Below are 25470 nucleotides of genomic sequence, written 5' to 3'. Positions count from 1 at the left end.
TTGACTTTACTCACCCTGCTGCATCTGCTGGTGCCCATCTATTGGCTCGGCGGGGACCTTGGCGCCTTTTACAGCGCGCGCTTTCTGATCGACCCGCGCCGCCCGGTCAATGAGCGGATGATGGCGCTTACCATCCTCAACAACATCGACATGGCGCCGCGCACCACGCTGATACTGGCCTTTCCCACTGGCTTCACCCTGGCTGTGATGAAGGGTTGGCTGCCGCTGCCTCATGGCTGGCTGGCATTGGTCTGGCTGGCGTTTCTGGCCTGGCTCGCGCTGGCCTGGACGGTGCATCTCAAACATGGTCCGGCAGGCGCTGCCTACAAGAAGGTGGACATTGCCACGCGCTACCTCGTGCTGGCCGCGCTGGCAGGCACCGGCGCTGCCGGGCTGGCCGGGGCGCTCGCCCTGCCGCTGTTCATCGCGCTCAAATTCCTGGTGCTCGCAGCCTGCATTGCCATCGGGCTGATCGTGCGGGTGCAACTCGTGCCGCTGTTCCCTGCCATCATCGCCATGAAGGCAACGGGCGCCACCCCCGAAACCGATGAGACGATCCGCCGCGTGTTGGGCCGCACCACCCCCACCGTTCAGGTCATCTGGGTGTTGGTGCTGGTCGCCTGTTTCCTGGGGATTGGCACCCCTGTCTGACCCCGTTCAAAGGAGAAGTTCTTTGCAAAAGCACCGCACCATTTCGGGCGCCATCGCCTACACGTCCCGCAAACCGGGGCGCGAAGGCGAGGAGCGCGGCCGCGAAACCTTCACCTGGACCCACCACAGCGACGGCAAGAAGACCTTGCGCGCGCGCTGCGAGATTGACGAGCCCGCTCCCACCGTGCACCGCGACATCGTCTACAGCATGGACGAGCTCGACATGCCGATGGACTGCTTCGTGCGTCTGACGGTGGGCGATGCTTTCATGGGTTCTGGCTGGTTTTGTTTCACGGCTGACGCGGTAGAATGCGAAAGCTATGGTCCCAGCATTGGTCGCGTGTCGCAGCGCATGCCCATTGTGGGCAGCTATGACGGCTTTGGCACGCATCCCATCGTCGCCGACGCCTATATCACCCGCAAGATCGACCGCTCGACCACAGAGCCGCGCAACTTCCGCTGCTTCCTGCCCTCGCCCGACCATCGCGGCGCAACGCCGCCCTTCATCGCGGAATCGATCATCAAGCTGGGCTATGTCGGCACCGAGACGGTGACGGTGAAGGCAGGCACCTTCGCATGCTATCACTACCAGTTCACCGATCCCGATGGCGGTATGGTGAGCGTGGGCGGTCATGCCCATCCGCCCTATGACGTGTGGGTCACGGCTGATGAGGATGCCATCTTCGTGCAGGGGGGCGTCGGCGGCTACATGCAGACATGGTACGAGCTGGTCGAGCTGACCCGCTGAACGGATCGGGGCAGCCGCGCGGCTGCCCCTTTTAGCCGTCAGACGATGCCTTCCTTTGCCTCCTGTGCGGCGGCGGCCTCGCGAAAAGCGCGTCGCCCGGCCATCAGCGAGAGGAACGAGCCCAGTCCGCAGACGAAAAACAGCGTGCCCAGCGCCGGGGCTATGCCCTTGTGGCCGGGAAACACATGGTCGGACAAGAAGCCGACGATGAAATTGCCCGACGTCAGCGCGACAAGACCTGAGAGTATGGTGTGCACCGCCATCACCTGTGCGCGGTTGGCGTTGGGGGTGATCTGCGCCAGCCCGGCATAAACGGCCGAGGTGTTCCAGTTCACGAAGAGAGCGTTGAGCAGATAGCAGCCCAGCGCCACCCATGCCGAAGAGGCAAGGCAGGCCGGAACGCCGAACACGATCCCCGAAAGCGCGCAGGCCGCCGCCACCAGCGCCGGCGCATCGCTGGCTCCACGCCTTGCCAATGCCACGATGACCCATCCGCTGTTGATGGCGGCGAAGAGCGAAATGGGCAGGCTGGACATGCCCAGCACCTTGCCGGTGAAGGCCGCGCTCCACCCATGCACGCGGATGAACAATGCGGGAAACCAGCCGACGATGGCGTAGATGGAGGTGAGGTTGAGCACCGAGCCCAGCAGGAAGCAGCCATAGGCTGTGCGCCGCTGCGCCATCAGCGCAAGGAGTGGACGCAGACTGACCGCGCCGATGCCGGCCTGACCCTGCCGCGCCGGTTCGCGCACGGTGGCGGCGATCAGCAGCGCCAGCACCAGCCCCGGCGCGCCACACAGGATAAAGACAATCTGCCATGGCTGCATTGCGCCGAAGATTGTGGGCAGGCCGTGGATCAACCCATCGGCCCAGCCCAGAAACAGGCCTGAGAGCGCCATGGCCGAGGCCGTGCCGAAGGTGGAGCCGGTCACGAAGATGCCATAGGCCTTGGGCCGCATGGCCGGGCTGAACAGGTCGGCGATGAGCGAGGTGGCAACGGGCACCAGGCTGGCCTCGCCCACGCCCACCAGCATGCGGGCGAGAAACAGTTGGGGGAAGCTTTGCGCCAGCGAACAGCCCACGGTGGCGAGGCTCCACAGGGCTAGCCCCAGCACCAGGATGGGGACGCGCCGTCGCCGGTCGACCGCCATGCCCAGCGGCAGGCCCAGCAGCGAATAGACGATGGAAAAGGCCATGCCCTGCAGCAGGCCAAATTGCGTATCATGGATCGCCAGTGCCTTCTGCAGCGGCACAATCAGCAGCGAGATCGACACACGGTCGAGAATGGCCAGCGCGTAGGCCAGCGTCAGCAGGATGACGGCATACCATGCCACGCGCGCGGCGGGCAGGGGCGGACGCTGGGCGGTCTGGTTCATGCGTGCTCCATCAGGAGAGAGGCGGCCTCGGCGATTGTGTCGGGGCGGGGGAGCATTGTGGCACCGCAAAGGCCAGCCAGCGCGGGCGCAGGGGCGTAGGCCGGATCGGGATGAGTGAAGGCGATGACGGGCGTTCGGACCCGCGACCAGACCGAGGGGGCCAAGGCCAGTGCAGAAAGGGTGGCATCGCCCCAGGAAGCGGGTTGCTTCAGCACAGCGGTCAGCGCCATGTGCAGAGCGTCGGGGTCCAACTGGGGCGGCAGCCGACGGATGGCGCGGGCCGATGTGTCATGCCATGGCCATTGCACCTCGCCATCGCGCAGCATGTGCCAGATGCGATGCAGGTGGCTGCCCGAGTGATCGTCGAACGGCGGGGGCGGGCACAGGCCATCGGCAAAGGCAGCCACATGGTCCGCGTCGATTGGGGGGAGGCCGTCGATCACCAGCCGCTCCACCGGCATCAACGTGGCGAGCCGCGCCCCAAGAGGCGCGGCGAGGCCGCAGGCCAGCACCCGCCCGCGCTTGACGCCCAGTTGCTCCAGCCCGTCCACCAACGCCTGCACCATGTCTTCGCCGGGCAGGGGATCGCTCTCGCCAGAGCCGGGGAGGTCGGGGACAAGGGTGAGGCCGGGCAGGCTTTGCGCCCAGGGATGGGCATGCAGTGTGGTGGGCGCGCTCAGCACCAGCCATGGCGCGCCCTCGCCGTGAAGGGTCCAGTGGATCTGGCCATGAGCATGGGATGTATAGCGGCGCGCCGCATCCTCCTTCCGGGCCGGCATCGGGGTTTGGGTTGCCGCGGCGCCCAGCGTGTCGATCAGCCAGCCCAGCCATGCCGCGCGGTCTGCAGGCAGGCTTGTTGTGCGGACCAGCGGGTTGCCGCAGGCCGCAGCGCGCGGCAGAAAGCCGTGGAGCACATCGTCCTGCCGCGCGGCGACATGGGTAGGCACGCTCACCCGGGCCAGCGCGGGGGCCGGATCGTAACGCATGGCGGCGGCATAGGCGTCGGCATAATGGCGCCCGGCGCTGAACAGGTCGATGTTGTAATCGAGCAGCCAGGCCCCGTCCGGTCCATCGACGGGAACGCGGCGGGTCGGGTCGGTAGAGAACCAGGGAAACCATCGCAGCATGTCGCGGATGCGGGTCCATTCGCTGGCCAGATAGGCCCCGCTGGGCTCCGGCGCGAAGGGGCGCATGTAGCGGGCGATGAAATCGGCACTGGCCAGCGTTTCAGGCATGGAGAGCCCGTCAAGCACCAGCAGGGGCGCGGCGCAGCCATCGGCGGCATAGGCAAGGGCGATCTTGGCGCTGGTGTGGGTGGCATAAAGCGGTGCCCGCGTCAGGCCGAGATGATCGAGCGCGGCGCGCAGGGCGCTGCCAAAATCCTCCATCGTGGGCGTTTCGATGCCAAGTGGATCGGAATTGCCATAGCCGGGTGTGTCGAGCGCATAGACGGTGAAATGCGGGGCAAGCGCCTGCATCGTGTCCAGATGCAGGCGCGAGGAGCGTGGCGAATCATGCAGCAGCACGACCGCTGGACCCTGACCGCAGCGCTGATAGTGCAGCGCGCGCCCGGCGACCATGGCATAGGCCTTGTGCACGGGCCAGGGGGTGTGCGTTGCGTGTGTCCGAGTATCGGTCATAAGGTCATGTCACAGTCTCCCGCATGGACAGGGTATGGGATGGATCACGTAGCGACACAGGAATTTGATATAGTATGAACTCAAATCTGTGTCATGGATGGGAACCTGTCCAGCGCCGCGCGCGAGACAGTCTCCGCGTGGCGATCAGTTGAAGGATTGTGGCGATGATGGCTGTTGCGCCAGGTTCCGACAGGCAGGATTCGGCGCGAGGATGGGCAGTCGTGGCCGCCGGCATGATCGGCCTGTCACTGGGGTTGAGCCCCTTGCCCTTCTATACCGTGGGAATGATGGCGCCCGAACTGGCAAAATCATTTGGCTGGACTTTCACCCAATTGATGACGAGCGTGACGGTGCAATCACTGGTCGTGGTGCTGTCGGGCCCGGCGGCGGGTTTCGCGCTCGACCGTTATGGTGCCCGCAGGGTGGCACTCGTCTCCATGCCGCTGTTTGGCCTTGCCTTCATGAGTCTGGCGTTGGCCAATGGTTCTCTGATGTTGTTTTACGCCCAGTGGGTGGTGATGAGCATCGTGGGCGCGGGCACGCTGACCGCGACCTGGACACGCATCATCAACAGCTGGTTTTCGCAGCAGCGGGGGCTGGCGCTGGGCGTGGTGAGCGCGGGCACGGGGCTGACGGCCTTTCTCGTCAAGCCGGTGATGGCATGGCTGATCCTCACCCATGGCTGGCGGGTGGCTGTGGCGGTGGTGGGCGCGCTGCCGGTGCTGGTGGCAACGCCGCTGCTGTTCTGGCTGTTTCGTGAGCCAGCCCTGACCGGCACGCCAGTGATCGATGGCGAGCCGATGGCGCAGGAAAATGGCCTCACCCTGCGCGAGGCGCTGCGTCAGCGGCAGTTCTGGATCATGGCGGCCGCCTTTCTGCTGCTGGCCTTTGCCCTGACGGCCACCACGCCGAACATGGAAAACATCCTCAAATCGTACCATTTCACCTTGCCGGAGATCGGGGCGATCACGTCGGCCTTCGGTCTGGCCGTTATCGCCGGGCGGGTGGGGGGCGGTTGGCTGCTTGACCGGCTGTGGGCGCCGGGCAGCGCGCTTGTGGTGTTTGCCATGCCCATTCTGGGCAATGCCCTGCTGGCGGGCAGCGGGCTTACACGCGGCTCGGCCCTGTTCTCGATCATCGGCATGGGGCTGGGCACAGGGTTTGAATTCGACCTGCTGGCCTATCTTATCGCGCGCTATTTCGGGCGGCGCGAATATGGCTCGATTTATGGTGTATTCTACATCGTCATCGCGATCGGAGGCGGTCTTGGTCCAGCGATCTATGGCCATGTCTTCGATGTGACGGGCAGCTATAACCCAGCGCTGTGGGGCGGGGTCGGCTGCATTCTGGCCGGTTCCCTGTTATTGCTGGCCATGGGCCCCTATCCCGAGGGGCGCGATTGAGCGCGTTTCTCATTCATCCTCCCCTTGATACAATTGTCAATTCGGCCACTTATGCGTAGAGCGCCGGTAGGGCGTGGCTAACAGGGGATGCATTCGTGGTTGATCGTGGAGCGGCGGTGCCGCTGTATCACCAGATCTACTTGCAACTGCGCGACGAGATTCTGTCGGGTGAGCGCCCCTTCGGCAGCCTTTTGCCGACCGAACAGGACCTGTCCGAGACGTATGGCGTGTCGCGCATCACGGCGCGTCGCGTGCTGAACGATCTGGCCGAGCATCACTTCGTTCAGCGCAAACGCCGCATCGGCACCTGTGTCACCTTCCGCACGCCCGCCAAGCCGATCGAGGCGAACATCGATCAGGCGGTCGACTCGCTGATGGCGCTGGGGCAGGGCACGGTGGTCAATGTGATCGAGGTGGCGGTTGAAACGCCGCCGCTCACCGTGGCCAAGGCGCTGAAGCTGGAGGAGGGCGAGAAGGTGGTGCGCGCGGTGCGCGTGCGCTGCCTGGATGGCGAGCCGCTGGGCTATGTCGTTTCCTATGCGCCCGCGCGGCTGGAGAAGGTGATTACCCAGACGGCGCTGGTGCGCGCGCCCTTGCTGCGCATTCTTGACGATGCGGGTTACCACGCCGCCCATGCCGAGCAGACGATCGGCGCGCATCAGGCCGACACCGTGCTGGCCGAGGCGCTGAGCATCGAGCCGCGCGCTGCGTTGCTGCGCATCACCCGTCTGGTCTTTGACGCGCAGGAGGTGCCTTTTCTGCTCACCCATGCCCATTACCGCTCGGACAGGTTCCATATCCGCATGGATCTGAACCTGCCCAAGCTGGCCAAGGGGTAAGAGGTCAGCCCGAAACGCGGATCAGGATCTTGCCGACATGGCCGCCCGATTTCAGACGGGCGTAGGCGGCAGGCGCCTCATCGAAGGCAAAGGTGCTGTCGATCACGGGCGCGATGTTGTGCTGTTCTATGGTGCGCACCAGCCGGGCCAGCATCGCGCGGCTGCCCTCGGCAATGCCCTTGAGAACCAGGTTCTTGAAGATGACGAGGCCGATGTTCATGGCCGGTGTACCCTCGCGCGGGGCAACGCTGATGAAGCTGATGCGTGCATTGGCGGCGGCGGCCTGGATCGATTTGGCCTGCGTATCATAGCCGCCGGTTTCCACGATGATGTCGGCGCCCGCGCCTTGGGTGGCCTTCATCACCTCGGCTTCCCAATCGGGATGAGTGCGATAGTTGATGGTGATGTTGGCGCCCAGCTTGCGGGCCAGTTCCAGCTTCTCATCGCTTGACGAGGTGATGATGACGCGCGCGCCATGGGCCTTGGCAATCTGCAAGGCCCAGATGGCCACGCCGCCCGTGCCCAGCGCCAGCACCGTGTCGCTGGCCTTGACCTGACCGACCTCGACCACCGCATGCCATGCCGTCAGTGCCGAGGAGGCCAATGGGGCGACCTGCTCGTCGCTCAGCGTCTCGGGCACCTTCACCAGCGCGGCGGCGGGCACGCGGATGTATTGCGCCAGCCAGCCGTCATGCGTCATGCCGTAATCGGTGCCGAAATGGCTGAGCGCGAAGGCGCCGTCGATCCAGTTGGCGAAATGGGCAAAGACCCCGCGGTCGCCCACGGCCAGGCCCGCCACGCCTTCGCCCAGTTCGACCACTTCGCCCACGCCTTCGGACAGCGGAATGCGGTCGTCGGGCTTTTTCGCGCCATAGCGCCCTTCCAGCACCTGCACATCGCGGTTGTTGAGCGCGACCATGCGGGTCTTGAGCAACACCTCGCCAAAGCCGGGCCGGGGCTTCTCGCGCTCCACCGCGCGCAGCGAGTCCAGCCCGGTCTGCGGGCCGAGTTCATAGGCTTTCATGGGATGATCCTTGTGTTGCCGCAAAGGCATCGAAAATGTCGCCGCCGCGCGCGAACCATGTCTGGGGCCGCGCCGCCAGATCGGCCAGCAGGCGTTCGAAACTGTCCATGCGATAGGGCAGGCCGATGATGTAGGGTGTGATGTGCAGCGGCAGCATCCGCCCGCCGCCCTGTTCCTGCGCCTCACGCTCCAGCCAGTCACAGGCATCGAGCACCTGCTGGGCATAGCTGTCCACCGATTGCTGCTGGACGTTGATGATCTGGCGGTCGGACAGTTCGTGGTTGAGCGGGATGTTCACCAGCCCGTTGGCAAAGGCATAGGGCATCTCGTCATTGGCCCAGTCGACCATATAGTCCAGCCCCGCTTCCTTGAGCAGGTCGGGCGTGGCAAAGCTTTGCGAGCGGGCGATGGAATGCCAGCCGCGCGGCCGCTGGCCGCTGGCCGCTGTCAGGGCCGCAAGGCTGTGCTCGATCAGCGCGCGTTCCTCCTCCACTGGCAGCGTGGAAGCGATGGTCCCGTTCATGTCGGTGGAATGGGCGACGATTTCGTGGCCCGCGCTGGCGATATCCTCGATCACCTGCGGATAACGCTCGGCAATCGCACTGTTCGCTGCCACGCTGACCCTGGCGCCCACCTTGGCGAAAGCGTCCAGCAGGCGATAGAACCCGACGCGCGTACCATACTCCCGGCTCGTATAGTGGCGATAGTCGGGATAGGCGGTCTGCATGTGGCCCGGCGCGCGGAATGGCTTGTCCGACGGGGTGATGGGGAACCATTCGAGGCTGACGGTGAACCACACCGCCAGACGCTTGCCGCCCGGCCAGTGCAGCGGCGTGCGGCTTGGCAGCGGGCTGTAGGGATAGAGCGCGTGGTCATAGCCCAGCGCGCGCTTGGGATAGTCCAGATAAGTCGGGTCGAGACTCATTGTCCGTCCTCCTGCGCGGCTTTCCAGGCGTCGGCGATGTCACCCGCGCGCGTAATCCACGCGCGCCCATCGGCAGCAATATGGCGCAGCACCTCCTCGAAGGCGCCGATGCGGTGGGGTTGGCCGATGAGGTAGCTGTGCAGCGGGATGCACATCACCGTGCCGCTCTCTTCGCTCGCCAGACGTTCATACTGGCGGATCAGCGTCTGGGCATACTCACGCGGGCTCATATTGTAGATGAAGAAGCCGTAGTGGTCGTTGACCTCCAGGCTGTAGGGCATCGAAATCAGCGAGCCTTTGGCGACCTTTACCGGGAAGGGCTGATCGTCGTGGTAGAGGTCGCAGGTGTAATCCATGCCATATTCGGCGATGAGGTCGAGCGTGCGCGGCGTATGCGTCAGCGCCGGGGCCAGCCAGCCGCGAATGGTCTGCCCGGTGGCCTCGCGCACGGTGCGGATCGAATCCTCGATGATGGCGCGTTCTTGGCGTTCATCCATGCCATAGGAGTAGCGCGTGTTGTAAATGCCGTGGCTGAAGAATTCCCAGCCGCGCGCATTGGCGTCGGCCACCACCTCGGGATGATGCTGGCACAGCGCCACCGACAGGCTGACCGAGCCGGGAAAGCCATGCTTGCTCATCACCTCGGCCATGCGCCAGTGACCCACCCGGTTGGCATGGTCGCGGTGGCTGTAGCCCACCACGTCAGGGTGAGGCTTGGCCCAACTCTTGCGGTGCGGATTGGCGGGCGGGTCGATCTCGTAATATTCAAGATTGGGCGAGACCCACACCGCCACCTTCTTGCCGCCGGGCCAGGCGATGGGCTTGCGACCGCGATAGGGCTGGAACTCGTAGAGTTCCGGGTCCGGGCTGCCTTCCCTCATTCTGCGCCTCCTGTGGGGGCATCGGGGCGGCTCTCCAGCCAGTCGATCACCGTCTGCACCGGCTCGACATCGGCATATTTGAGCTGAAGGTCGGTGAGATTGGCGAAGTGATAGCTCTCGTGCTTGTCGGCGCAACATTCGATGGGCACGATGGTGCGATAGCCACGGCTCAGACTGTCCACCGCACCCGCGCGCACGCAGCCTGAGGTGGAGCCGCCGGTGATGACCACCGTATCCACCTTGTGCCACACCAGCAGGCTCTGCAGCGGCGTTTCGAAGAAGGGCGAGGGCATGCGCTTGGTGTTGACCATGTCGCCCGGCTGGATGTCGCAGCGCTCGTCGAAGGCATGGCGGTCGCTGTCATATTTGATGTTTTGCAGGCTGTCGGGCGTGTTGGTGCGCGTGCCCCAGACGCCGGCGTCGCTGGCATCCTCGGCATAGGCAACATGCGTCCACACCACCGGCATGCCCTTGGCGCGGGCCAGGGCGCTGATCCTGTTCACATACTCGATCTGGCGCGGGTCGGTCTCATAGGCCGTCTTGTAGCGGTCGATGCGGGTATAGGCGTTCTGGAAATCGATGTTGACGATCGCCAGCTTCTCGCCGAAACCGAATTTCGATCGCGCGGGATTGGCCATCACCTCCTCGAAGATCTGGCGTGCGGTCTTGCCGTCGCTGACCATGCGCGTGCCGATTATGTCCATGCTGCCCTCATGCTTGCCGATAGTGCGGAAAGAAGGGGCAGGGGGCTGCCCTTTCTGCTGCCGTGGAGCGCAGGCTGCCCGCGCCGCCGCAGCGTGACCACTCCAGCGCCTGATTTATCCGCCTGCCGGAGGACAGGCGCGCCTAAGGCGCCGCCGGCTTCAAACCGGCAGCGCCTTGGCTGGCTCAAATCTTGAACTTGAGACGCGCCGTATAGCGACGCGGATCGCCCGGGAAGAGCGAGAGGAAATAGGCCGTCACCGTCTTCTGGTCGGTGAGGTTTGACACGTCGAAGCCGATGCTCACCCTGTCGCCGGCAAAGCGATAGGTCGCGCCGAGATCGACGAAATTCTCGGTCTGCGTATGCGCCGTATTGAGTACGGAGACCCAATAGGACGAATTGTGCCGCCAGGCCGCAGACAGGGCAATCGTGCCTTTGAGCTGCGGAATATACTTTTCATACAGGCCGCCGCTGCTCATCTGGAACTTGGGCGCGCGCACCGGCGTCAGCGTGGTGGACAGGACGGTCGTCGTTGGCGTGATATAGGTGTATTTGGCGTCCATGAAGGAGGGGTTGGCGAAAAGGGTGAAGTCGCCCAGCTTGGCCGATGTCTCGATTTCCACGCCTTTGACCAACTGCGTGCCGGCATTGAACGGCAATTGGGCAGTGATGCCGGTGACCGGGCTGATGACGGCCGCCGTCGCCTGCAGGTCGGTGGTGCGCGCGATATAGCCGGTGACGTTCACCCGCAGCTTGTGGTTGAAGAATTCCGACTTGAGGCCCGCTTCATAGGACCAGGTCTTTTCCGGTCGGAAGGTCACAGCAGCGCTGGGCACGGCGGCCGTGCCATTCCATCCGCCCGATTTGAAACCATTGGTGGCCGAGACATAGACCATCACATCACGCGCCGCCTTATAGTTGAGGGCGACGCGCGGGGTGAACTTGTTGATGCTCTGCGCCAGCGGAATGCCATAGGCCTGCACGGCGCCGTCGCCATAGCCCAGGCCCGCGAAAGTGGGCGAGGGGGCGAAGTGCAGCGTCTTCTTTTCCCAGGTGTAGCGGCCGCCCAGCGTCAGCGTCAGCGGGTCGGTCAGCTTGATATCGCCCTGGGCGTAGAAGGCAGCGGTTTCGGCCTTGAAGCGGTAGATCGAATCCTGCACCGCCTTGAACGCGGTGGTTCCGCCGTTGAAGGTGGTCTGCCGGTCGTTGGTGATTTCCTGCAGGTAGAACACGCCGCTCGTTAGGTTCAGCCGGTCATCGAAGAGCGAGCCATTGTATTTCAGCTCCTGCGACCATTGATCGTTCTGGCCATTGTCGACGATGATGTAGCCGGCGTAAGGATTGACGGTGTTGCCGTCATACTGGACGCTGTAACCCTGGTTGGTGTGGCGATAGCCCGCGATGTAATCGATGGTGCCAGCGCCCGTGTCATAGCGCACATTGGCGCCCATCGCGTTCACCTTGGTCAGGTTGCAACTGCCCTTGCCGGTGGTGAGCAGGGTGTTGATGTTGTTCTGCGTGCAATCCGTGCGGGCCAGACCCGATGCGGTTTCGTAGAAGATGGGAACCGTGGTGCTGTTCACCAGATAGGGGCTGGTTCCTGAAACCGAGCGCAGGCCCGCATAGGTCCCGGCATTGCGTGTATATTCCGCCGAAAGGTCTACGGTCAGGTTCGAGGTGGGCAGCAGGCGCAGGTCGCCGCGCACACCCCAGTTCTTCTCGCCATTCAGCTTTTCGCCCGTGGTGATGTTCTTGAGATAACCATCGTCCGAAATGACATAGCCTGACAGCTTAGTGAGCACCTTGTCCGAGATGGGCGTGTCCACCGTCGCCTTGGCGGTGACACGGCCGAAAGAGCCGCCGGTGATCTCGCCGCTGGCGCCGAAATGGTCGGCGGGCTTGCGCAGGATGACATTGATCGCGCCGCCTGTCGTGTTGCGGCCAAACAGCGTGCCTTGCGGTCCGCGCAGGATTTCGACCCGCTCGGTATCGAAGAAAGCGTAATTGTTGGCGTTCTGACGCGCGATGTAGATGTCGTTCACATAGGTGGTGATCGGCGCGTCGAAGGTGGCGGTGGACTGGCTGTTGCCAAGGCCACGCAGATAATAGGCGTTGGCCGAACCGAGGCCCGCATTGTGGCCCGAAATCATGCCGGGCACGAATTTGGAGGTGCTGATCGCGTCGGTAAGGTTGAGCTGGCGGATGAGCGCCGGGCTGAAAGCGGTGACCGCAACGGGAACGTCCTGCAGCTTTTCGGCGCGGCGCTGCGCAGTCACGACGATATCGCCCAGGCCCTGCTGAGGCTGCGCCTGTTGCGTGTCGTCGGGTTTGGACTGGTCTTGAGCCTGTGCGTTTGGCGATGCGAAAAGTCCAAAAGCAAGCAGGCCGGTGCAGGCAAACAGATGGGTCCGGCTCATGGTTTTCCCCCGTGCGATTCCATTTTTGGATGCCGGAGAAAAGGTATATTGGTATACCAATATGTCAAAAATAAAGTGCGATTGTTAGGCTATGTTGCGCCGCATCCAAAAAAGGCAGGGCGGAAATGCTGCATTTTTGAACTATCAATACGTCAAATCTCGCAGGCGCACTACACGCGTCTATCCATCCCAAACCACCCCGCTGCGCCATATTGACCTACGCACCTATCCGGCCTGCGGAAAAGCCTCGGCAGACGATTGCCGACGGGCAAGAGCATGCGGAGATGCGCATATCTTTGCGCCCTGCCATATCTTCCGAAGGAAACATCCATGACGCCTACATCTCGTGCCGCCTCGCACGCCGCGCTGGCCCTGCAACAGCCGCAACTGCTGCGCGAACAGGCCTTTGTCGGCGGCCAGTGGGTGGGCGGCGGACAGCAACTGGCCGTGACCAATCCGGCCGATGGCAGCCTTGTCGCCCATGTGCCCAATCTGGGCTCGGGCGAAACGCGCGCCGCTGTCGATGCCGCCGTGCCCGCCCAGGCCGCCTGGGCCCGCCAGACGGGCAAGGCGCGCGGCGCCGTGCTGCGCCGCTGGGGCGATCTGATGATGACCCATCAGGAGGACCTTGCGCGTCTGATGACCGCCGAGCAGGGCAAGCCGCTGGCCGAGGCGCGGGGTGAGGTGGCCTATGCCGCCAGCTTCCTCGAATGGTTTGCCGACGAGGCCCGCCGCATCACCGGCGACGTCCTGACTCCTCACCAGCAGGACCGCCGCATTCTGGTGCGGAAGGAGCCTGTGGGCATCGTGGCGGCCGTCACGCCGTGGAACTTCCCGCTGGCGATGATTACGCGCAAGGCTGGCCCGGCGCTGGCGGCGGGCTGCGCGATCATCATCAAGCCTTCCGAACTGACGCCGCTCTCCGCACTGGCGCTGGCCTGGCTCGGGGGACAGGCCGGCGTGCCGGCCGGCGTGGTCAGCGTGGTCACCGGCGATGCCGCGCCCATCGGCGAGGTGCTGACCGGGGACAAGCGTATTGCCAAATTCACTTTCACCGGCTCGACGGGCGTTGGCAAGAAACTGGCCGCCCGCTGCATGGAAACGGTCAAGCGGGTTAGCCTTGAGTTGGGGGGCAACGCGCCTTTCATCGTGTTCGACGATGCCGATGTCGATGCTGCGGTCGAAGGAGCCATCGCCAGCAAGTTTCGCAACGCGGGCCAGACCTGTGTGTGCGCCAACCGGTTGATCGTGCAGTCAGGCATCTATGATGCTTTCGCCGAGCGTCTGGCTCAGCGGGTTTCAGGCCTGACCGTGGGGGCTGGCCTTGTCGGGCCTGCCGATCAGGGCCCGCTGATCGACGCCCGCGCGGTTGAAAAGGCCAGGGCCCATGTCAGCGATGCCGTGCAGCGCGGGGGCAAGGTGCTGACCGGCGGCAAGGCGCTGGATGGCGCGGGCACCTTCTTTGCGCCCACCGTCATCACCGATGTTCCCTCTGACGCCTTGCTTTGCCGCGAGGAGACTTTCGGGCCGGTCGCCGGGCTGGTCCGCTTCGAGACCGAGGAGGAGGCCATTGCGCTGGCCAATGACACCGATGCGGGCCTGGCTTCCTATCTCTTCACCCGCGATTACGACCGGGTGTGGCGCGTGCCCGAGGCGCTGCGTTATGGCATGGTCGGCGTCAATACCGGGCTGATCTCGACAGAAGTTGCGCCCTTTGGCGGTGTCAAGGAGTCAGGCATGGGCCGCGAGGGGTCGCATTATGGCATGGATGATTATCTGAACCTCAAGATGGTGTGCATGGCCGTTAATGCCTGACGGCAGCGGCTCAGAAGAACCGGCGCCCATGGCAGAGGGGGTGGAAAGGGCTTGATGAGCAGACGGATAGCTTGATGCGGGCCATCCGTCTGTCGGAACATTCGCGCCAGCCAGCTTGCTGCCCGGCCCATCCTGGCTCACCATGGGCGCCATGCAGGATACCATGTCGCCTTCGCAGCGCGAAGAACTCATCCGTCACTGGCCGATCGTGCTGGCCGCCGCGCTGGGCGTGGGCTTTGGAACCATGGGCATCGGCTTCTATTCGCTGGGCCTCTACATCAAACCGGTTCAGGCGGAATTTGGCTGGACGCGCGCGCAGGTGTCGGGCGCGGCCATGTTTCAGCAACTGGGTATTTTCCTTTCGGCTCCGCTGGTTGGCCGCATGGTGGACCGGGTGGGAGTGCGCTGGCTGGTGCTGGCTTCCTATCTGGCGATGCCCTTGGCGCTGCTGGCCATGTCGCTTGCCCATCCGTCGGTCTGGCAATGGTATGGACTGTGGCTGATCATCTCGCTGGCGGGCGGCGCGACCACACCTGCCGTCTGGGCGCGAATGGTGGCCGCCCGGTTCGACAAGGCGCGTGGACTGGCACTGGGGCTGATGCTGGTGGGCACGGGGCTGGCGGCGGCGCTTGTCCCTGCTCTTTTGGGCCCGATGTTCGCGGCAGATGGCTGGCGGCAGGCGACAAGGGTCATGGCCGGCGCTTCGGCTGAGGTGGGTTTGGCGCTCAGCCTCACGATGAAGCAGGCCACGCCGATGGCGACGCGCCAGATCATCGCCGGGCGCTTTGAGTGGAACCGGCCGATCGGCATCACGCTGTTGATCGCCTTCCTGGTCGGGGTCGTTGTTGCCGGGCTGATCGTTCATCTGGTGCCCATGCTGGTTGACCGGGGCATGGCGCCTGTGTCTGCCGCCAGCATGGCGGCCAGCATTGGCGTTGCCGTTATCATGGCGCGGGTGGTGGTGGGCTGGTTGTTCGACCGGTTTCACGCGCCTTACGTTTCAGCCGCTTTCATGGCCTTGCCCTCGCTAGCCTGCGTGTTGCTGTTGACAGGCGGACCGGTTCTGCCAGCGGCCCTGATGCTGGGTCTAGCCGCCGGGGCCGAGGTTGACATGCTGGCCTTTTTCACCAGCCGCTATGCCGCCATGCGCAATTACGGCGCGACCTATGGCGTTATTCTGGGCGTGTTCTGCCTTGGCGCGGCTCTGGGCCCCTCGCTGTTCGGCGTCAGTGTGGATACGACAGGCGGGTACCGCGCGGCGCTGATCGGCTCGGCCGTCGCGCTGGTTTTGGTGGTGGTGCTGATCGTCCGTCTGGGCCCCTATCGCACTGGCGAGTGATCGCGGGGCTTTGGCGCCGGGAAGCTGCGATAGCGGCCCAGGAACAGAAAACTGGCCGCCGACACTACCAGCAGCACCGCGCAGGCGGTGAGCATGCGGTTGAAATTGCCATGCACATCATGGTCATGGCCAAAGATCACCGGAGACAGGCCCGCGCCAGCGGCAAAGCAGACATACAGCAGACCGTAGATGGGAGCGTAGGCGCGCAGGCCGAAATAGCGCGCCGTCATGAACGCCACCACATCATATTCGATGCCCAGCGCAAAGCCCAGAAGGAACACCGCCTCGCGGGCGTGGCCAACGTCCAGCCCGCCCGATCCAAGATAATGCAGGCTGATCGCCGGCAGGGACAGCAGCACGAAAGCCACTAGGGGCGCCCAGATCCTGTCGAGCAGCCAGCCCCCCGCCAGCCGCCCGGTGATCGATGCCAGCCCGAAGAGCGGGGTGACCGTGATGATGGCCGCCGGGGTCAGGCCGCCGTCCCTCAGGATGAGTTCGAGGTTGGGAACCGGTCCGCCCAGCGCGAAGGAGACCGGCAGCAAAGCCGCGGCCATCAGCCAGAAGCGCCAGTCACGCAGGGTCTGCGCCAAGGACAGGCCCGGTCGTTCGACAGGCACATGATGGCCATCGGGCAGGGTCCTTTCATCCTCGCGCAGCAGCAGAAAGGCGGCGGGAAAGGCCACCAGCACCGGCAGGGCGCCCAGCAGCAGGAATCCGGCCCGCCAACCATGATCGTTCAACACCAGTGCCAGCACCGGCTTGCCGAAAAAGCCGAACAGTCCGGTGCCCATCATCGAGAGTCCCAGCGCCAGCCCCTTGGCCTTGTCGAACCGGCGGTTGACCGTGCGGGTAAAGGTGATGGGCAGCGTCGCCGATCCGGTCAGGCCGATCGCCACCCATGTCAGGTAGAAGCGGGTGAGCGAGCCGTTCGACAGGGCCAGCGCCGCCATGCTCAGGCCCCATAGTGGCAGGCCGATGAGCACAATGCGCCGCGCGCCATATTTTTCCGTAAGCCAGCCAAAGCCCGGCGCGCCGCCGATCGAGATCAGCGTGATGATCGACAGGCAGACCATGATCTGCCCCACCGACCATCCGAAATCCCTGACGAGCAGAGGGGTGATGAGCCCCATGGAATAGGTGGGCAGCGAGGCCATCCCGAGCCCGATGCCCAGAAGCGCGGAGAGGATGATGCCCCATCCCCGGCGAAATTCCCCCAAGGCGGTGTGATTGTGATCGGTCATGGCCAGCCTTTGTCAGGGTTGCGGCAGGAGTTCGCATGGTAAGGCCGCCCGAGGGCAACGCCCGTCCTCCCGCCATCCGTAGAGCGGATAGGCGCCCGGCCAACCCAGATTCTCTTCAGCAACGGCAAGATCCATGCCGCCCCGTGCCGGGCTCTCCGCAGGGCGGATAAGTTGCGGTGCCTTCTCCCCTTGCCCATCGTTGGATAGGATGACTGCTGTCTTGCCCCGTGTCATCGGCGAATTGTCGCCCGCCCTCGATCAGGAACAAGCCTCATGACCATGTCCTCGCCGATGTCCGGCTACGATCAGGCAGGGGGTGGCGAGCCTGTGCGTCCTGCGCGAGCGGTGCCCGACACGGTGCCGGGCGGTGTCGTCCTGCGTTACGGCATCGGTCAATTGGGGGCGCAGGTGTTTCGTGACACGCCGGCTGTGCTGCTGCCCCTGTTCATGACGACCATGCTAGGCGTTCCGGCGTGGCTGGCTGGCCTTGTGGTGCTGGGCCCCAAGCTGTGGCTGATCCTGTGTGATCCACTTGTGGGGGCCTGGTCGGACCGGGTCAAGGCGCGCCATGGCCGCACGCCCTTTCTCATGGCCGGGGCCCTGGGCACGGCACTCGCCTTTGTGGCGCTGTTTGCCGGCACCTCCTATCCCAGCCCCTGGCTGGCGGCGCTGGCCATCTGCGGCCTGTTTTTTATCGGGTCCACCGCCTTCAGCATCTACTCCGTGCCTTATCTGGCCATTGCGGCCGAACTGTCGGGCGACCCGCATCAGCGCAACCGCATCATGGTGCTGCGCATGGTCTTTGCCATCATCGGCGTGCTGGTGGGGGTGGGTGTGGCCCAGCCGCTCATCGAGCATTTCGGCGGTGGCGCGCGGGGGTGGCACATGATGAGCTATGTGCTGGGCGCGGTCTGCCTCGTTTCAATGCTGGTGACGGCCACGGGCATGCGCCGTGTGCCGCTCATCCTGGCGGGCAGCGTTCCGGGCAGTCTGATGCAGCAACTGGCGGTGGTGCGCCGGAACCGGCCATTTCTTGTCCTGCTGCTGGCCAGTTTCGTGTCGAACATCGGCCAGGCGGCCAGCTATACGGTGATCGGCTTCGTTTTCCTCTATGCCATTCAGGCGATCTGGCTGATCCCGCTGTTCATCCTGTGCATGTCGATCGCCAGTCTGGCAGCGCAGCCCCTGTGGCTGTGGCTGCCCCGGCGGATCGGCAAGCCGCGGGCCTATGTCGCGGCGGCGCTGGTCTGGGTGGCGGTGACGGTCACCTGGCTATGGGTGCGCCCCGCCGACGATGTCATCGGCCATATCGGCAGACAGGCGCTGGGCACCCAGCATGTGCTGGTGCTGGTGCGGGCTGTTGTCATCGGCATCGTCAACGGCGGTTTCATTCTGCTGGCACTCTCGATGATGACCGATACGGTGGATTACCAGCGGCGTCTGGCCGGCGTTGCCAATGAAGGCGTTTTCGCGGGGCTGTTTTCCGCGCTGGAAAAGCTGGCCTTTGCCATGGGGCCCGTAATTGCCGGGCTGGTGATGAGCGCTTTCGGCTTTGTCTCTTCCACCGGGGGGGCAGGGCAGCAAACGCCCCACGCGGTCACCGGCATCGTGCTGCTTTACAGCGTGATCCCGGCCACGATGCAATTGCTCGCGCTTGCCGTGTTCAGTCGCTACCGCTTGCCGGCAACGCCCCCGGCCTCGCTCTGAGGCAGGCCGTGCCTGTTCGCTCTGCGGAGATAGGTTGCCGCGCGCTTTTTGATTGTCCCTATCGCGGCATCATGCCTTGCTGGACCATGGCAAGCGGACAGCGCGACGCAGTTTCGAACAAGGCCGCAGCTTGCGGTGCGGTGTGGCCTTGTCCGTCAGGACAATTGTCGCGGTCGTGGCCGGCGACATGAAGGAGCAATGAGATGAAGGTAAAAGTTTTCCAGCACTGGGCCTCGGTCGCCGGTGCGATTGTCGCCGGTCTCGCGCTGACCAGTGGCGCGCAGGCACAGGTCAGCGATCCGGCAGCACGCGGCAAGGTGCTGTTTCTGCAGTGCGCTGCCTGCCATGCGTTCCAGCCGGGTGCCGGTGCCAAGGTGGGCCCCAACCTGTCGGGCGTGGTGGGCCGCAAGGCGGCTTCGGTGCCCGGTTTCCACTACTCCCCGGCGCTCGCGAAATCGGGCCTGGTGTGGAATGAGGCGACGCTCGACAAATGGCTGACCGGACCGCAGCGACTGGTACCGGGCACCACGATGATGTTCCCCGGTCTGCAAAAGCCCGAGGATCGCAAGGCCATCATCGCCTATCTCAGAAAGGGCAACTGAACCATGCGGCTGTCCCGTCGCGCCGCCATGGCGTTTGGTGCGGCTGGTGTTGCCTGGATGGGCGCGCCCGCCATGGCGCAGGCCATGCCCGCGCCGAGCCGCTTTGACCTGACCGGCCCGGGGGGGCGGCGCATCACCGTCACCCAGTGGAACCCGGTCGGAACACCGGTGGGCACAGTGCTCTTCAGCCACGGTGCGGCCTCGGCACCCCACTATTATGACCTTATCCTCGGGCCGGTCGTGGCGGCGGGGTGGCGTGTTCTGGCCCCGCTGCATGTCGATTCGCGCGAGCATCCCGACACGGCCCACTATCCTGGTCTGGCTTCATGGAAGGCACGGCTTGAGGATTTCGCGGCACTGACCGACCATATCGGCCACGTTCCCTATGTGGCGATGGGTCATTCCTATGGCGGTTTGACGGCATTGGTGCTGGGAGGCGCGCAAAGCGTGCCCCCGCCCGGCTGGACCGGACCGCAGTGCGACGGCAAGGCCAGGGCGGTGATCGCCTTTTCGCCGCCGCCGGCCATCCCGGTGCTGATCACGAAGGAGGGGTATGGCAAGCTCGCCGTGCCCGCCATCATCCAGACCGGCACGATCGACGTGATGCCGGGCGCCGATCCGAAAGAGCCTGAGCCGTGGAAGGCCCATCTCGACGCCTATGAGGCGGCGGCTCCCGGTGGGCATCGCTATGGGCTGGTGCTGGAAGGGGTAAGCCATTATTTCGGCGGGCTGATCTGCGATTTCAGCCAGAAGGGGCCGCCCGCGGTTCAGGGCATCAAGGACGCGAACCGCATCGCCGGTCTCTTCCTCGCGGCCTATGGCAGGGGGGATCACCGGGCCCGGGTCAGGCTCGATGCTGCGGTGAGCCCCAATCTGCCGGTACGTTTGATGATGAAATAGGAAAGGGCGGCCTTGGTGGGCCGCCCTTCTTCCTTGTCCCGCATGCGCCACGCTGCCTTTGGATAGGCGCGGGCGCTCGCGCTCCACGGCCGCCTGGGTCGGGTCCCAAAACGGCCGCCGGTGCTATCCGTCAGGTGGAGAAGGCGCATGAGCCTACGTGAAGGGGGGGCGGCAATGCGAAAGGTTGCTTTCAGGATAGAATGAGGACGTGGAGGCGGTCAGATGGATGATATGAAAGTGAGCCGGCGTAGCGCTTTGGGCATGGCCGGCATGGCGATGGGGGCGGCCGGGGCAACGCTCCTCCCCGCATCAGCCAATGCGATGGCGGCCAAAGAGGGCACGGCAGCAACCGGCAAGCCCAAGATCGATTTTATCACCAAGATCGACTTCAACGACCCCAAGTGGACGCGCGACACCTACGCCCGCCTCGATGGAGACATCGAGCCCGGCAAGGAAAAATGCGGTTGGCTGCGCGGCAAGATCTTTGGCGTGCGCGACAATGAGCCGGTGCGCCCCTTGATGAATGTCGAGGGCTTTTCCTTCGTGCGTATCAATCGGCAGGCCGATGGCTCATGGCGCCGCATGCTGCGGGAAATCGTGTTCTACCGCGATCTTCACACGAATGAGATCCTGAAGACCTGGCACAACCCCTATACGGGCGAGCAGGTGCGCGTGGTGCCCATCGCCAACGATCCCTTCAACTTCACCATCAGCGAATTTGTGCCCGAACCGCCCAGCTATGGCGGGCTGCAAAAAGCCAAGCACGACCCCAAGCCTTTCCTGCAGGACTGGCAGTGGGGTCCGAACGGGACGATGATCCTCAACACGGGCGTCGACATGATCTACCCCAACGCGCTGCAGCCCGATAAATGGCCGCGCGAAAGCTCGGGCACGATGAACCGTGTGTCGGAACAGTTCATCTATGTGGCCAAGAAAGAAGATGTCGAGAACCCGAACCTCACCCACATTCCCCACATCGGGTCGTGGAGCCGGATCACGCCCTGGCTGCCCTGGATGCTCATGGGTCAGGCGCCCGGCCACATGACCTATTTCACCCATTTTTCCACCATCCCCAACGGCGTCGCGGGTCTGCCCGCCGATCTGGTGGCTGCCGCGCGGGCGATGGATGAAAAATGGCTGCACGCGCCCGAGACCGATTACGGGCCCTCGCTCTCCAGCCTGGAAAACTATGCGCGCGAGCAGAAGCCCGCGCCTGTGCCTGCCGGTTGGACCCCGCCCCAGCCGCCTCCGGCGCCGGGCAATCCCTTCGCGCCCAAATCCTGATCGCGGCGCGAGACAGCGTGAAAGGCCGCAGGCGACATAGTCTGCGGCCTTTTCATGACCCCTATCCGGCTGGCGGCCATTGCGAGGAAGCGCATCGCGGCACCTCCAGGCCAGCATAAGCTGGACCTCAATCAGCGGCATGACGGGGAAACTGGCCCTATGAAAAGCTTGATGAAATGGGTCGGCATGGCGCTGCTGGCCATAGTGGTGGCAGGCGGCGCGGCGCTGGGCCTGATGCGTGCCGGCGCCTTCAACCCATCCTGGGAGCAGGTGAAGGAGCGCTGGGCTGGTCCGCCCTCGAAATTCGTCAAGGTGGGTGCCGTCACGCTCCATGTGCGCGACGAGGGGCAGGGGCCGGTGGTGCTGATGCTTCACTCCTCCATGTCGAACCTGCGCATCTGGGACGCCTGGGCCGACCGGCTCAAGACCCGCCATCGCGTTATCCGGATCGACTGGCCGCCTTATGGACTCAGCATCGACCCAAGGCCTTCGACCGGCCTGCAGGGCGTGATGAAGCTGGTGGAAGCCTTCGTCGAGCAGGAAAAACTCGACCATTTCGCCATCGTCGGCTCGTCGAGCGGGGCAACGCTCTCGGTCCTTTATGCCGCGGCCCATCCCGACAAGGTGACGGCGCTCGCGCTTTCAACCCTGCCGCTCGAAGCGCCGCCGCCCACCCATGTGAACTGGGCCGAGACCGCTACGATCTGGATGCATGAAAATGTCGTGCCCAACTATTATCCCAAGTTCTTCTACCGCTGGACGCTCTCCTCGCTCTACGGCACGCCATCAAGGCTGAAGGACGAAACGGTCGACTGGTATTACGATACCAACAATCTGCAAGGCGGCTTTGCCCGCGTTCGTGCCTATTATCAGGCCAACAAGAAGTCGCTTTGGAAGAAAGGTGCCGGGGCCGAGGCGGCCCAGATCAGGGTGCCGATCCTGCTGCAATGGGGGGACAGGGACATCGTCTTGCCCACCTATCTGGCCGACAAGGCGGTGAAGCAGTTCGCCAACGCGCCCGTCACGCTGATCCATTACCCCGATGTCGGCCATTACCCCATGCTTGAACTGCCAGACAAGACGGGCGCCGACCTCGATGCATTTCTCTCGCGGGTTGAGAAACCTGCGACCAAAACCCAATAACGGAAAGGTTCACCACATGCCCGCATGGTTCATCGTCAACGCGCGCGTCCACGATCGTGAGGCGTTGATGCAGGGCTATGGCCCGGCCGCCGCCAAGCTCACCGAGCAGTTCGGAGGGCGCTATGTCATTCGTGCACCCGGAGCTGTCCAGCTTGAAGGACCGGGCGAGGATGGGGGCTCGGTGGTGGTTACCGAATGGCCCGACCGGGAAGCGGCACTGCGCTTCTGGAACTCGCCCGAATATGCCGAGGTGAAGAAGATGCGCGAAGGGATTGCCGATATCAGCGTCACGCTTGTGGGCAACTGACGCTTGACCCTGCCAGCACAGACCGGGAGCCCCACCATGGCCGATACTGCAAGAATGGACGCCATCGCATCCGCGCCGCCTCGGGCCAATCGCTGGGCGATCCGTCTGGGCTCCGCCCTGATCCCGGTGGCCCATGCCACCGGGCAGAACATCGTGACCGTGCTGGGCCTGCGCTTCATGACCGACAGCCTCGCGATTTCCGCTGGAACCGCCGGGCTCATCTTCGCGCTGGTCAAGATTTACGATGGCGTGCTCGACCCGGCTGTGGGCGCGCTGAGCGACCGGGTCCGCACCCCTTGGGGGCGGCGCCTGCCCTTCCTGTTGGCGGGCGGGGTGGCGATGCCGCTGGGTATCCTGATGCTGTTCGGCGCGCCTGATATGGGCTCTGTGTTGCTGGCGCAATTGTTCGTGACTTTAGCGCTCATCATCCATGCCAGCGGCTACACGCTGCTGACCATTCCCGGCTTTGCCATGGTGGTGGAAAGCTCGCCCGACCCGCATGAGCGCACAAGGCTGATGGGCTGGCGGGTCTATGGCAATGCGGCAGGGCTGCTGATCGGCACCACGGTGCCGGGCCTGATCCTCGCCCGCATGGGCCCTGGCCGTCACGCGCATTTGGTGATGGCATCGGCAATCGGCGCTGTGGTGCTGCTCGCCACTGTGCTGGCGGTACGCTTGCTGGCCCGCGCGCCGCGCACCGCCCCGCCCGAACATCCCCGGCCTTTCAATCTGGTGGCGCAGTCGCGGCTGGCCTGGTTGAACCGCCCTTTCCGTATTCTGGCGATTACCCACGTGTTCCTGCTGTTCGGCACGGCGATCGGATCGGCGGCGCTCGCCTATTTCAGCCGTTATGTGCTGCGCGCGCCGGACAATTGGCTCTCGGGCTATTTCCTCTTCTCCACCATTGGCATGGTGGGCTCCATTCCGGGCTGGGTGGTGTTCTCGCGGGTGATCGGCAAGAAGTCGGGCTATATCATTGCCATGGCGCTGTTCGGGCTGGTGAACCTGACCTGGCTGCTGGCCGGGCCGGGCGAATTGGCGGCGTTCAGCAACTTGCGCGGTTTCCTGAGCGGGGTGGCGGGTGGAGGCACGATCCTGTGCGCCTATGCCATGCTGTCGGACGCTGTGCGCTATGATTTCGTGTGCAGCGGTGAGCGGCGCGAGGGCGTCTTTGCAGGCTTCACCACCTTGCTCGACAAGCTGTCCTCGGCTGCGGCGCTGGCCGCAATGGGCGCCTTTCTGTCGGCGATGGGCTATGTATCGTCCAGCATGGGCGGTCCCATTGCGCAGAGCGTGCAGGCCATCCATGCCGTGGCGATCTGCGTCGCGGTGGTGCCGGCGGTATCCATGCTGGCGGGCATCATGACCGTGTCGCGCTACCAGTTACAGCCTGACGATCTGATTGAAAACGCGTTGCCGGGAGAAGCATGATGTCGCCAGCCGACCCGATCGAGATCGTCGGCCTTATTTCGCCCTATCGGGGGTCTGAGGTCAGCCCGCAGGCGCCCGTCTATGATCCGGCCTTTGTGCCCGAGATTGCCCGCGCCTATGAACAGGCCGGCTATGATCGGGTGCTGATCGGGCAGAACGCCCGCTCGGCCGACAGTCTGGTCACGGCCAGTTGGGTCGCGGCGGCCACCACCCGGCTCAAGCTGATGATCGCCCACCGTCCCGGTTTCATCGCTCCCACGATGGCGGCGCGGGCGCTGGCCACGCTCGACCAGTTGAGCGGCGGGCGTGCCGGCGTGCATATCATCACCGCTTTCAACGATGTCGAAACGCAATGCGATGGCGATTACCTCACCAAGGACCAGCGCTATCACCGCAGCCGCGAATATGTCGAAGTTTTGCGCAAGATGTGGTCCAGCAGCGAGCCTTTCGATCACGAAGGTGACTTCTATCGCTGCAATGCCGCCTTCAGCGAGGTGCACCCGGTCCACGGCACCATTCCGGTGTTCTGGGCGGGCACTTCGGAACTGGGCCTGCGCTACGGTGCCGAGATGGCCGATGTCTATGCCATGGCGCCGGGCAGCGTGGCGCAGGTCGCCCAACTGGTGGGCAAGCTGCGCGCGCAGGCGGCCCCCCCTGGGCGCAATCCGCGCTTTTCCATGTCCATGCGGCTGGTGGTGGCCGACAGCGACGAGGCCGCCTGGAACCGCGCCACGCAATTGCTGCGCGCGGTGGAAGAAAAGCAGGCCCGGCTTGGTCTGTTGGGCCGCGACCTTGGCGCAGCGGCGGCGGCGGCGGTGGATCATGCTGCGCAGGCCGATGGTCTGGCCGATGATCCGCAACTCTGGACCGGACTGACCAAGGCCACGCAGGGCCGGCTGCAGGTGATGTGCCTGGTCGGCTCGCCCGATACGCTGGTCGAGGCCTTGACGCGCTATTGGCATGTGGGGATCGACAATTTCCTCATCACCGGCTTCGACTGGCTGGCCGATACGGCGAGGATAGGTCGCGATATCATCCCGGCTTTGCGTGCCCGCACGCAGGCATTGGCGCGCGAGGCGGTGGTGGCTGGCTGA

22 protein-coding genes are annotated in these 25470 nt (G+C 64.4%); 14 read left to right on the top strand and 8 right to left on the bottom strand.

All coding sequences use genetic code 11. From position 1 onward, the window contains the following. Positions 1-651, top strand: coding sequence for a hypothetical protein (locus ABDW49_RS19855; RefSeq protein WP_343614565.1), 651 nt, complete (start codon positions 1-3; stop codon positions 649-651). Between the two features lie 22 nt (positions 652-673). Continuing rightward, positions 674-1399, top strand: a complete 726-nt coding sequence (locus ABDW49_RS19850; RefSeq protein WP_343614563.1) for a hypothetical protein — start codon at positions 674-676, stop codon at positions 1397-1399. A 38-nt stretch (positions 1400-1437) separates the two neighbouring features. On the opposite strand, the gene ABDW49_RS19845 is transcribed toward ABDW49_RS19850, so the two are convergent. Continuing rightward, positions 1438-2775: an MFS transporter gene (locus tag ABDW49_RS19845; protein ID WP_343614561.1), complete on the bottom strand. Its 1338-nt coding sequence runs from the start codon at positions 2773-2775 to the stop codon at positions 1438-1440. Further along, the gene (locus ABDW49_RS19840; protein WP_343614559.1) at positions 2772-4415 is read right to left on the bottom strand and encodes an alpha/beta hydrolase; all 1644 of its coding nucleotides are present in this window, start codon (positions 4413-4415) and stop codon (positions 2772-2774) included. The genes ABDW49_RS19845 and ABDW49_RS19840 overlap by 4 nt, the downstream gene beginning before the upstream one ends. Positions 4416-4636: 221 nt before the next feature. On the opposite strand from ABDW49_RS19840, the gene ABDW49_RS19835 reads away from it, so the two are divergent. After that, positions 4637-5818, top strand: coding sequence for an MFS transporter (locus ABDW49_RS19835; RefSeq protein ID WP_343614558.1), 1182 nt, complete (start codon positions 4637-4639; stop codon positions 5816-5818). 95 nt (positions 5819-5913) lie between these two features. Further along, a complete protein-coding gene (locus ABDW49_RS19830; protein WP_343614557.1) occupies positions 5914-6657 on the top strand; it encodes a GntR family transcriptional regulator in 744 nt (247 codons plus the stop codon). A 4-nt stretch (positions 6658-6661) separates the two neighbouring features. Here ABDW49_RS19830 and ABDW49_RS19825 read toward each other — a convergent pair whose 3' ends face one another. From ABDW49_RS19825 to ABDW49_RS19805, 5 genes are all read right to left on the bottom strand, one after another. Further along, entirely contained in the window at positions 6662-7681 is a 1020-nt protein-coding gene (locus tag ABDW49_RS19825; RefSeq protein WP_343614556.1) for an NAD(P)-dependent alcohol dehydrogenase, read from the bottom strand. Continuing rightward, positions 7668-8606 carry a polysaccharide deacetylase family protein gene (locus ABDW49_RS19820; RefSeq protein WP_343614554.1) on the bottom strand — a complete coding sequence of 313 codons (939 nt, stop codon included), beginning with the start codon at positions 8604-8606 and terminating at the stop codon, positions 7668-7670. Before ABDW49_RS19820 ends, ABDW49_RS19825 begins: the two co-directional genes overlap by 14 nt. Then, positions 8603-9487 (bottom strand): polysaccharide deacetylase family protein, encoded by an 885-nt coding sequence (locus ABDW49_RS19815; protein ID WP_343614552.1) that lies wholly within the window; start codon positions 9485-9487, stop codon positions 8603-8605. Before ABDW49_RS19815 ends, ABDW49_RS19820 begins: the two co-directional genes overlap by 4 nt. Beyond that, a complete protein-coding gene (locus tag ABDW49_RS19810) occupies positions 9484-10191 on the bottom strand; it encodes an isochorismatase family protein (RefSeq protein ID WP_343614550.1) in 708 nt (235 codons plus the stop codon). The genes ABDW49_RS19815 and ABDW49_RS19810 overlap by 4 nt, the downstream gene beginning before the upstream one ends. Positions 10192-10375: 184 nt before the next feature. After that, a complete protein-coding gene (locus tag ABDW49_RS19805) occupies positions 10376-12607 on the bottom strand; it encodes a TonB-dependent receptor (RefSeq protein WP_343614547.1) in 2232 nt (743 codons plus the stop codon). A gap of 330 nt (positions 12608-12937) precedes the next feature. Here ABDW49_RS19805 and ABDW49_RS19800 point away from each other — a divergent pair, with 330 nt between their 5' ends. Then, on the top strand, positions 12938-14422 hold the full coding sequence (locus ABDW49_RS19800) for an NAD-dependent succinate-semialdehyde dehydrogenase (protein WP_343614545.1): 1485 nt from the start codon (positions 12938-12940) through the stop codon (positions 14420-14422). Between the two features lie 163 nt (positions 14423-14585). Further along, complete coding sequence (locus ABDW49_RS19795; protein WP_343614543.1) at positions 14586-15761, top strand: MFS transporter; 1176 nt, start codon at positions 14586-14588, stop codon at positions 15759-15761. Here ABDW49_RS19795 and ABDW49_RS19790 read toward each other — a convergent pair. Continuing rightward, positions 15743-17002, bottom strand: coding sequence for an MFS transporter (locus ABDW49_RS19790; RefSeq protein WP_343614540.1), 1260 nt, complete (start codon positions 17000-17002; stop codon positions 15743-15745). The genes ABDW49_RS19795 and ABDW49_RS19790 overlap by 19 nt on opposite strands. Positions 17003-17275: 273 nt before the next feature. Between ABDW49_RS19790 and ABDW49_RS19785 the strand changes: the two genes are divergently transcribed. The 8 genes from ABDW49_RS19785 (at position 17276) to ABDW49_RS19750 (ending at position 25470) form a co-directional block, all read left to right on the top strand. Beyond that, positions 17276-18709, top strand: a complete 1434-nt coding sequence (locus ABDW49_RS19785) for an MFS transporter (protein ID WP_343614538.1) — start codon at positions 17276-17278, stop codon at positions 18707-18709. 203 nt (positions 18710-18912) lie between these two features. Continuing rightward, positions 18913-19311 carry a cytochrome c family protein gene (locus ABDW49_RS19780; protein ID WP_343614536.1) on the top strand — a complete coding sequence of 133 codons (399 nt, stop codon included), beginning with the start codon at positions 18913-18915 and terminating at the stop codon, positions 19309-19311. Positions 19312-19314: 3 nt separating this feature from the next. Next, positions 19315-20211, top strand: a complete 897-nt coding sequence (locus ABDW49_RS19775; protein WP_343614534.1) for an alpha/beta hydrolase — start codon at positions 19315-19317, stop codon at positions 20209-20211. Positions 20212-20442: 231 nt separating this feature from the next. Next, entirely contained in the window at positions 20443-21495 is a 1053-nt protein-coding gene (locus ABDW49_RS19770) for a DUF1838 family protein (RefSeq protein WP_343614712.1), read from the top strand. A 159-nt stretch (positions 21496-21654) separates the two neighbouring features. Then, entirely contained in the window at positions 21655-22638 is a 984-nt protein-coding gene (locus ABDW49_RS19765; protein ID WP_343614531.1) for an alpha/beta hydrolase, read from the top strand. 16 nt (positions 22639-22654) lie between these two features. Further along, a complete protein-coding gene (locus ABDW49_RS19760) occupies positions 22655-22945 on the top strand; it encodes a DUF1330 domain-containing protein (protein WP_343614529.1) in 291 nt (96 codons plus the stop codon). 36 nt (positions 22946-22981) lie between these two features. Further along, positions 22982-24376, top strand: coding sequence for an MFS transporter (locus tag ABDW49_RS19755; RefSeq protein ID WP_343614527.1), 1395 nt, complete (start codon positions 22982-22984; stop codon positions 24374-24376). Further along, a complete protein-coding gene (locus ABDW49_RS19750) occupies positions 24373-25470 on the top strand; it encodes an LLM class flavin-dependent oxidoreductase (protein ID WP_343614525.1) in 1098 nt (365 codons plus the stop codon). Before ABDW49_RS19755 ends, ABDW49_RS19750 begins: the two co-directional genes overlap by 4 nt.

Origin of the sequence: Novosphingobium sp. (assembly GCF_039595395.1) — a bacterium.
In the GTDB taxonomy this organism is placed as follows: Bacteria; Pseudomonadota; Alphaproteobacteria; order Sphingomonadales; family Sphingomonadaceae; genus Novosphingobium.
This window is presented reverse-complemented; position numbering and strand designations above follow the sequence as displayed.